The organism is Streptomyces murinus, assembly GCF_002154555.1.
Lineage (GTDB): Bacteria > Actinomycetota > Actinomycetes > Streptomycetales > Streptomycetaceae > Streptomyces > Streptomyces murinus.
This window is the reverse complement of sequence record NZ_MUNF01000203.1, coordinates 1-8,439: the sequence shown is the minus strand read 5'-3', so window position 1 is coordinate 8,439 and position 8,439 is coordinate 1. Positions and strand designations below refer to the sequence as shown.

The window sequence follows — 8,439 nt, the reverse complement described above, 5'->3', positions numbered from 1 at the left end:
GGCGCGGGGAACTGCGCGAACAACCACGACGCCCCCGCACCCGCCAACGCGCAATCCCCCCCACGGCGCTGAGGCGCACAAACGACGAGGGCCGCCCCACCCACCCGGGGTGCGACGGCCCTCGTCGGCCACGTTCCAGCGACTAGCGCACGTCGCCCATCAGCTTGTTCACCTTGCCGCGGTACATCCACACCGCGACACCGGCGAGCACCGCGAGGACGGCCTCCAGCATCACGAAGCCCATCTTGTCGAGGTTGACCCCGCCGACGGCCGGGTTCGACAGCAGCGCGGTGATGGAGTCGCCCGCGGTGACCGCGAGGAACCAGACGCCCATCATCTGCGAGGCGTACTTCTTCGGCGCCATCTTCGTCGTCACCGACAGACCCACCGGCGACAGCGTCAGCTCACCGACGGTCTGCAGGAAGTAGATGCCGACCAGCCACATCGCCGCGGCCTTGTGGCCGTCCTGCGCGATGGACAGCGGGGCGAGGAACACGAAGAAGGAAGCGCCGACCAGCACCAGGCCGGAGGAGAACTTCACGATCGTGCTCGGCTCCTTGCCGCTCCGGTTCAGCCACAGCCACAGCCAGGCGAAGACCGGCGCGAGGGCCATGATCATGACCGGGTTGACCGACTGGTACCAGGAGACCGGGAAGTTCCAGCCGAAGATCGTGTTCTTGGCGTTGGCCTCCGCGAACAGCGACAGGGTCGAACCACCCTGGTCGTAGATCATCCAGAAGACCGCGGCGGCCACGAAGAACCAGACGTACGCGCGGACCTTCGAGCGCTCCTCGCCGTCGAGGTCCTTGTCGCGCAGGATCCGGCCGATGACCAGGATCGGCACGATGAGACCGATGACGGTGAGCGGGATCAGCGCCCAGTTGAGGGTGAAGTGACCGGTGAAGCCGACGATGCCGTAGAAGACCGCGGCGATGACCAGCCAGATCAGGCCCTTGCGCAGGGTGGTGGCCTTCTCCTGGGCCGTCATCGGCGTCGGGACGACCTTGCTCTGCTCGCTCAGGTGGCGGCCGCCCAGCAGGTACTGGGCCAGACCCAGCGCCATGCCGAGCGCGGCCAGCGCGAAGCCGAAGTGCCAGTTGACGTTCTCACCGATGGTGCCGATGACCAGCGGAGCGACGAACGCGCCCAGGTTGATGCCGATGTAGAAGAGCGTGAAGCCACCGTCGCGGCGCGCGTCCTTCGGGCCGTCGTACAGATGGCCGACCATCGTAGAGATGTTGGCCTTCAGCAGACCGGAGCCGATCGCGACCAGCACCAGGCCGACGAAGAAGCTCGCGGCGGCCGGCAGGGCCAGGCACAGATGGCCCAGCATGATGATCAGACCCGCGACCGCGACCGTCTTACGGGGGCCGAGGAGCCGGTCGGCGACCCAGCCGCCGGGCAGCGCGAGCAGGTACACGAGCGACAGGTAGACGGAATAGATCGCCGTCGCCGTGCCCGCGGACAGGTGCAGGCCGCTCGGGGCCACCAGGTACAGGGGGAGCAGGGCCCGCATGCCGTAGTAGGAGAACCGCTCCCACATCTCGGTCATGAACAGAGTGGCCAGGCCGCGGGGGTGGCCGAAGAAGGTCTTCTCGGTGCCGGGGGTGCCCGGGTGGACCGAGTCCTTCGTCAGGCTGGACGCCATGGTCGTTCCTTGCTGGTCGGGACGCGCGGTGGAGCGTTGCGCGCCCGGTGGGGGTAGCGGCCGGCACCGGCGGGGTCGGTCGTCCGCCCCCAACGCCCCGGGGGAGTCCGCTCCGGATCACGAAGCGGTGGACGGCGACCACCGGGATCCACGCTCCGTGACGCGACGATGCGTCCGGAGCCCGGCCAGAGGTCATTCCTTTCAAGGCCGGTCGGACTCGACCGGCCCGCACACAAGAAGGACCTTCAGCGTCAATGTCCGCCAAAGGTCCCCGGGTGTACTACAGGCGTTCACGTCACTGTACGTCAGGACACCGCCCGGTATGGAAGGACTTGAGACGCGGATCACAGGTGTCGGGGGAACCGCGCAACGGATTTCGAAGGCCCCTTCTACGATCGCATCCCACAGGTGATGGTTCGTACCAGTGGACACCCCAGGTAAGAATCCCGGGAACCGATCACACCCCAGCACCACATGCGGGCGGTCTACCATCACCTCATGACCCGTGTACTGCTCGCCGAGGACGACGCGTCCATCTCGGAGCCGCTGGCCCGCGCCCTGCGCCGGGAAGGTTACGAGGTCGAGGTGCGCGAGGACGGACCCACCGCGCTCGACGCCGGAATGCAGGGGGGCGTCGATCTGGTCGTACTCGACCTGGGCCTGCCCGGCATGGACGGCCTGGAGGTCGCCCGTCGGCTGCGCGCCGACGGCCACACCGTACCGATCCTCATCCTGACCGCGCGGGCCGACGAGGTGGACACCGTCGTCGGCCTGGACGCGGGCGCCGACGACTACGTCACCAAGCCCTTCCGCCTCGCCGAACTGCTCGCCCGCGTACGGGCCCTGCTGCGCCGCGGCGCCGCCGAGCCGCAGCAGCCCCCGGCCACGCACGGCGTGCGCATCGACGTGGAGTCGCACCGCGCGTGGATGGGCGACGAGGAACTCCAGCTCACCGCCAAGGAGTTCGACCTGCTGCGGGTGCTGGTGCGCGACGCCGGCCGCGTGGTGACGCGCGACCAGCTGATGCGCGAGGTCTGGGACACCACCTGGTGGTCGTCCACCAAGACCCTCGACATGCACATCTCCTGGCTGCGCAAGAAGCTCGGTGACGACGCGGCCAACCCCCGCTACATCGCCACGGTCCGGGGCGTGGGCTTCCGCTTCGAGAAGAGCTGAGCCCCGCACCGGGGGCCGGCGGTCACCTCAGGTAACGGAACATGCGTCGACGTCTCATTCAATCCACCCTCGCCGTCGTCCTCGTGGTGATCGCCGTCTTCGGCGTCTCCCTGGTGATCGTCGAGACCCGGACCATCACCAACAGTGCCCAGGAGCGGGTGGAGTCCGAGGCGGTGCGGCTGGCCAGCATCGTGGACAGCCGCATCCTGGCCGCGGAGAACGTCAACGCCGACGCGCTGCGCAATCCGGTCAGCAAAGAGCAGTACGCGGTGATCGAGATGCCCGGCCGGACGCCGATCGAGATCGGCACCCGGCCCGTCGGCGATGTCATCCACGCCACCCAGCACGGCGAGGAGGGCGAGACCGTCACCGTGCAGGAGCCGCGCTCCGCGGTGACCCGCGAGGTCGGCCGCACCCTGCTGATCATCGGCCTGGTCGCGCTGCTCGCGGTGGTCGCGGCCGTGCTGCTCGCGGTGCGCCAGGCCAACCGGCTCGCCTCCCCGCTGACCGACCTCGCCTCCACCGCCGAACGCCTCGGCTCGGGCGACCCGCGCCCGCGGCACAAGCGGTACGGCGTCCCCGAGCTGGACCGGGTCGCCGATGTGCTGGACTCCTCCGCCGAGAAGATCGCGCGGATGCTGACCGCCGAGCGACGCCTCGCCGCCGACGCCTCCCACCAGCTGCGCACCCCGCTCACCGCGCTGTCCATGCGGCTGGAGGAGATCACCCTCACGGACGATCCGGACATCGTGAAGGAGGAGGCGAACGTCGCGCTGACGCAGGTCGAGCGGCTCACCGACGTGGTCGAACGGCTGCTGACGAACTCCCGCGACCCGCGCACCGGCTCCGCCGTCACCTTCGATCTGGACGAGGTCATCCAGCAGCAGCTCGCCGAGTGGCGGCCCGCCTACCGCAGCATGGGCCGGGCCATCGTCAGCTCCGGCAAGCGGCACCTCCAGGCGGTGGGCACCCCGGGCGCGGTCGCCCAGGTGCTGGCCGCGCTGATCGAGAACTCGCTGATGCACGGCGGCGGCACCGTCGCCCTGCGCACCCGGGTCACCGGCAACCAGGCCGTGGTCGAGGTCACGGACGAGGGGCCCGGGGTGCCGGCCGACCTCGGGGCGCGGATCTTCGAGCGGACCATCAGCGGCCGCAACTCCACGGGCATCGGCCTGGCCGTCGCCCGGGACCTCGCCGAGGCCGACGGCGGGCGGCTGGAACTGCTCCAGGCCCTGCCCCCGGTCTTCGGCCTGTTCCTCTCGCGCACGCCCCCGGCCCGCAAGACGGACGAGGAACTGCCGACCGTCCGCTGAGCGGCACGGCCGGCAGTTCCTTTCGCTGGTTACGGTCCGCTGAGCCGGGCAGCGGTCAGGGCACCCGCTGCGTCCTCGGCTCGGGCTCGCTAGGGGAGCGGCGCGACTCCGCCGCCAGGATCGACTCGGCCTCCTGCGCGGGCAGCGCGCGGAACACCCAGGTGCGGTACGACCAGAACCGGAACAGGGTCGCGACGCCGATGCCGAGGAACTTGAAGACGTTGCTCTCCAGCGGGCTGTCCCAGCCCAGGCCGTAGGTGGCCAGGAAGAGCACGCCGTTCTCGATCACCAGGCCGATCGCGCTGAAGAACAGGAACAGCGTGAGTTCCTTGGTACGGCCGCTGCGGTCGCGGTCCCGGTACGTCCAGTAGCGGAAGCCGACGTAGTTGAAGGCGATGGCGACCACGGTCGCGATGATGCTGGCGCGCACCACCGGCAGGGTGGAGACGTGCCGGACCAGGTTGAAGACGCCCAGATTCACCAGGACGCCGGCGCCGCCGACGGCACCGAACTTGGCCATCTCGCCCACGAGCCGTTGCAGCCCCGAGGAACGCTGTTCCATGGCGTTGCAGCTCCCGTCGGTAGGTTTTGGTCAACCCGGCCATGCTATCGGCGCCCGGGGCCCGATGCCTGAGGACCAGGCCAGTGCGGGGAAACAGGTCGGAAAGAGGCCGGAAAGCGGCGGGTAAGAGCCGGGTGACCGGTGGGGAACACCCGCCCGAGGGGCCGGGCCGGAGGGAGGCGATCCGGCCGGTCCGCGGTGGCCGATACGCTGTAGGTGTGACGTTCCCGGTAGTCGGCATGGTCGGCGGCGGTCAGCTCGCGCGTATGACGCACGAGGCAGGCATCCCGCTGGGCATCAGGTTCAAGCTCCTCAGTGACACCCCTCAGGATTCCGCGGCGCAGGTCGTGAGCGATGTCGTCATCGGCGACTACCGCGATCTGGACACGCTGCGTGACTTCGCGCGCGGTTGTGACGTGATCACCTTCGATCACGAGCACGTGCCCACCGAGCACCTCAGGGCCCTGGAAGCGGACGGCATCCCCGTCCGCCCGGGCCCCGACGCGCTCGTGCACGCCCAGGACAAGGGCGTGATGCGGGCACGGCTCGACGCGATCGGCATCCCGTGCCCCCGGCACCGGATCGTCGCCGATCCCGACGACGTGGTGCGCTTCGCGGCGGAGGGCGACGGCTTTCCCGTCGTCCTGAAGACCGTCCGCGGCGGCTACGACGGCAAGGGCGTGTGGGTCGTCGACTCCGCCGAGGAGGCCGCCGAGCCGTTCCGGGCGGGCGTGCCGGTCCTCGCCGAGGAGAAGGTCGACTACGTCCGCGAGCTCGCCGCCAACGTCGTACGCTCCCCGCACGGCCAGGCCGTCGCCTACCCGGTGGTGGAGTCCCGCCAGGTCGACGGCGTGTGCGACACGGTCATAGCCCCGGCCCCCGACCTGGCCGAGGACCTCGCGCTGGGCGCCGAGCAGCTGGCCCTCACCATCGCCAAGGAACTGGACGTCGTCGGGCACCTCGCCGTCGAGCTGTTCCAGACCCGCGACGGCCGTGTCCTCGTCAACGAGCTGGCGATGCGCCCGCACAACTCCGGGCACTGGACCCAGGACGGCGCGATCACCTCGCAGTTCGCCAACCACGTCCGCGCGGTCCTCGACCTGCCCCTCGGCGACCCGCGCCCGCGCGCCAGGTGGACCGTGATGGTCAATGTGCTGGGCGGCGACTACCCGGACATGTACTCCGCGTACTTGCACTGCATGGCCCGCGACCCCAAGCTCAAGATCCACATGTACGGCAAGGACGTGAAGCCCGGCCGCAAGGTGGGACACGTCAACACCTACGGCGACGACCTGGACGACGTGCTGGAGCGCGCCCGTCACGCAGCCGGCTATCTGAGAGGCACCATCACCGAATGAGCCCTGTTGTTGGCATCGTCATGGGGTCGGACTCCGACTGGCCCGTCATGGAAGCCGCCGCCAAGGCCCTGGACGAGTTCGAGATCGCCTACGAGGTCGACGTCGTCTCCGCGCACCGGATGCCCCGAGAGATGATCACGTACGGCGAGCAGGCCGCCGACCGCGGGCTCAAGGTGATCATCGCCGGGGCGGGCGGCGCCGCCCATCTGCCGGGCATGCTCGCCTCCGTCACCCCGCTTCCGGTCATCGGCGTGCCGGTGCCGCTGAAGTACCTCGACGGCATGGACTCCCTGCTGTCGATCGTGCAGATGCCGGCCGGCGTACCCGTGGCCACGGTCTCCGTCGCCGGTGCCCGCAATGCCGGGCTGCTCGCGGCCCGCATCCTCGCCACGCACGACGAGGACCTGCTGCATCGCATGCGCGACTTCCAGCACGACCTGAACGAGCAGGCCACCGAGAAGGGCAAGCGGCTGCGCTCCAAGGTCGAGGGCGCCGGCGGCTTCGGCTTCGGGAAGTGAGCGCCGTGACGAACCTGGACGAGGCCCGCGCCCTGCTGCGCGAGTTCCCCGTGGTCGACGGCCACAACGACCTGCCCTGGGCGCTGCGCGAGAAGGCGGGTTACGACCTGGACCGCCTGGACATCGCCGGTCACCAGCACGGGCACCTGCACACCGACATCCCCCGGCTGCGCGAGGGCGGCGTCGGCGCCCAGTACTGGTCGGTGTACGTGCCGGCCGAGCAGCCGGACCCGGTCGCCGCGACACTGGAGCAGATCGACTGCGTACGGCAGCTCCTCGACCGCTACCAGGCGGACCTGGCGCCCGCGCTGACCGCCGCCGACATGGAGGCGGCGCGCGGTGAGGGCCGTATCGCCTCCCTGATGGGCGCCGAGGGCGGCCACTCCATCGCCAACTCGCTGGGCACCCTGCGCGGTCTGTACGCGCTCGGCGTGCGCTACATGACGCTCACCCACAACTCCAATGTGGACTGGGCGGACTCGGCGACCGACACCCCAAGGGCGAACGGCCTGACCGCGTTCGGCCGCGAGGTGGTCCGCGAGATGAACCGGCTCGGCATGCTGGTCGACCTCTCGCACGTGGCGCCGTCCACGATGCGCGACGCGCTGGACGCGAGCACCGCCCCGGTGGTCTTCTCGCACTCCTCGGCCCGCGCGGTCTGCGACCACCCCCGCAACATCCCTGACGACGTCCTGGAGCGGCTGCCCGCCAACGGCGGTGTCGCGATGGTGACGTTCGTGCCGAAGTTCGTGCTCCAGGCGGCCGTGGACTGGACGGCCGAGGCCGACGAGAACATGCGCGCCCACGGCCTGCACCACCTGGACACCACCGCCGAGGCGATGAAGGTGCACCGCGCCTTCGAGGAGCGCACCCCGCGCCCGATCGCCACGGTGCCGGTGATCGCCGACCATCTGGACCACATGCGCGAGGTCGCCGGCATCGACCACCTCGGCATCGGCGGCGACTACGACGGTACGGCCTTCACCCCGGACGGCCTCAGCGACGTCTCCGGCTACCCGAACCTCCTGGCGGAGCTGCTGGACCGCGGCTGGTCCAGGGCGGACCTCGCCAAGCTCACCTGGCAGAACTCGGTACGGGTGCTGGGCGCGGCGGAGGACGTGGCCCGCGACCTCCAGTCGAAGCAGGCGCCGTCCAACGCGACGATCGAGTCGCTGGACGGCTGACGCGTGACGGCATGAAAGGGGCGGGGTGGCCGATCGGCCACCCCGCCCCTTCGCCGTACCAGCAGGCCGCCCTACCGGTGTTCGATCCGGCACAGGCAGAACGGGTGCCCCGCCGGGTCGGCGTACACCACGAAGTCCTTCTTCTCGCGGTCCTTCTCGTCCAGCGGGCGGGCGCCGAGCGCCAGGACCCGCTCATGGGCCGTGTCCATCTCCGCCCAGGTGCTGCCCGCGTCGAAGTCCAGATGGAGCTGCTGGCCGTTGTGGTCGGCGCGGGGCCACTCGGGCGGGGTGTGGCCCTCGGCCCGCTGGAAGGCCATCCGGGGGCCGCCGGGGACCTGGAGCACGATCCAGGTGTCGTCCTCGGCCACGGGCGTGCCCCCGCCCACCGCCGCGTAGAAGGCGGCCAGGGCGTGCGGGTCGGGGCAGTCGAGCACGACGTTGCGGAAGTGGGCGACGGACGCCATGTTTTTCCTCCTCGGGGAGACGGTCTCAGCAGGCGCAGAGGCAGAACGGGTGCCCGGCGGGGTCGGCGTACACCCGCCAGGACCGGCCCGGCTCCCCGGCGTCCAGGAGCGTCGCGCCCAGCTTCAGCACGCCCTCGTGCGCCGCGTCCAGGTCCGCCACGGTCAGGTCCAGGTGGAACTGCTGGCCGTCGCTCCCGGCGCCCGGCCAGCGCGGCG

9 protein-coding genes are annotated in these 8,439 nt (G+C 70.4%); 5 read left to right on the top strand and 4 right to left on the bottom strand.

The genetic code is table 11. The features are described from left to right. Positions 1-142 precede the first annotated feature (142 nt). Positions 143-1,648 carry a peptide MFS transporter gene (locus tag CCN72_RS14400; RefSeq protein WP_086807869.1) on the bottom strand — a complete coding sequence of 502 codons (1,506 nt, stop codon included), beginning with the start codon at positions 1,646-1,648 and terminating at the stop codon, positions 143-145. A 498-nt stretch (positions 1,649-2,146) separates the two neighbouring features. Here CCN72_RS14400 and CCN72_RS14395 point away from each other — a divergent pair, with 498 nt between their 5' ends. Both CCN72_RS14395 and CCN72_RS14390 read left to right on the top strand, forming a co-directional pair. After that, entirely contained in the window at positions 2,147-2,824 is a 678-nt protein-coding gene (locus CCN72_RS14395; RefSeq protein ID WP_020940464.1) for a response regulator transcription factor, read from the top strand. A 41-nt stretch (positions 2,825-2,865) separates the two neighbouring features. Then, on the top strand, positions 2,866-4,137 hold the full coding sequence (locus CCN72_RS14390) for an ATP-binding protein (protein WP_085565062.1): 1,272 nt from the start codon (positions 2,866-2,868) through the stop codon (positions 4,135-4,137). Between the two features lie 55 nt (positions 4,138-4,192). Here the strand turns inward: CCN72_RS14390 and CCN72_RS14385 are convergent, their stop codons facing one another. After that, positions 4,193-4,699, bottom strand: coding sequence for a GtrA family protein (locus CCN72_RS14385; RefSeq protein ID WP_086807868.1), 507 nt, complete (start codon positions 4,697-4,699; stop codon positions 4,193-4,195). A gap of 218 nt (positions 4,700-4,917) precedes the next feature. On the opposite strand from CCN72_RS14385, the gene CCN72_RS14380 reads away from it, so the two are divergent. From CCN72_RS14380 to CCN72_RS14370, 3 genes are read left to right on the top strand one after another with little or no spacing between them, the layout of a single operon-like run. Further along, complete coding sequence (locus CCN72_RS14380; RefSeq protein ID WP_086807867.1) at positions 4,918-6,057, top strand: 5-(carboxyamino)imidazole ribonucleotide synthase; 1,140 nt, start codon at positions 4,918-4,920, stop codon at positions 6,055-6,057. Beyond that, entirely contained in the window at positions 6,054-6,575 is a 522-nt protein-coding gene (purE, locus tag CCN72_RS14375; RefSeq protein WP_078967599.1) for a 5-(carboxyamino)imidazole ribonucleotide mutase, read from the top strand. Before CCN72_RS14380 ends, purE begins: the two co-directional genes overlap by 4 nt. A 5-nt stretch (positions 6,576-6,580) precedes the next feature. Then, positions 6,581-7,759 (top strand): dipeptidase, encoded by a 1,179-nt coding sequence (locus CCN72_RS14370; RefSeq protein WP_086807866.1) that lies wholly within the window; start codon positions 6,581-6,583, stop codon positions 7,757-7,759. 71 nt (positions 7,760-7,830) lie between these two features. On the opposite strand, the gene CCN72_RS14365 is transcribed toward CCN72_RS14370, so the two are convergent. Together CCN72_RS14365 and CCN72_RS14360 are read right to left on the bottom strand one after the other, a co-directional pair. Then, positions 7,831-8,223: a VOC family protein gene (locus CCN72_RS14365; RefSeq protein WP_086807865.1), complete on the bottom strand. Its 393-nt coding sequence runs from the start codon at positions 8,221-8,223 to the stop codon at positions 7,831-7,833. Between the two features lie 25 nt (positions 8,224-8,248). After that, on the bottom strand, positions 8,249-8,439 hold a 191-nt coding region (locus tag CCN72_RS14360; protein WP_279630240.1), incomplete at its 5' end, for a VOC family protein.

What these genes read in the sequence shown, in the direction of transcription:
- purE (WP_078967599.1), top strand. Translation starts at nt 6,054, where the DNA reads ATGAGCCCTGTTGTTGGCATCGTCATGGGGTCGGACTCCGACTGGCCC.
- CCN72_RS14385 (WP_086807868.1), bottom strand. Translation starts at nt 4,699, where the DNA reads ATGGAACAGCGTTCCTCGGGGCTGCAACGGCTCGTGGGCGAGATGGCC.
- CCN72_RS14390 (WP_085565062.1), top strand. Translation starts at nt 2,866, where the DNA reads ATGCGTCGACGTCTCATTCAATCCACCCTCGCCGTCGTCCTCGTGGTG.
- CCN72_RS14395 (WP_020940464.1), top strand. Translation starts at nt 2,147, where the DNA reads ATGACCCGTGTACTGCTCGCCGAGGACGACGCGTCCATCTCGGAGCCG.
- CCN72_RS14365 (WP_086807865.1), bottom strand. Translation starts at nt 8,223, where the DNA reads ATGGCGTCCGTCGCCCACTTCCGCAACGTCGTGCTCGACTGCCCCGAC.
- CCN72_RS14400 (WP_086807869.1), bottom strand. Translation starts at nt 1,648, where the DNA reads ATGGCGTCCAGCCTGACGAAGGACTCGGTCCACCCGGGCACCCCCGGC.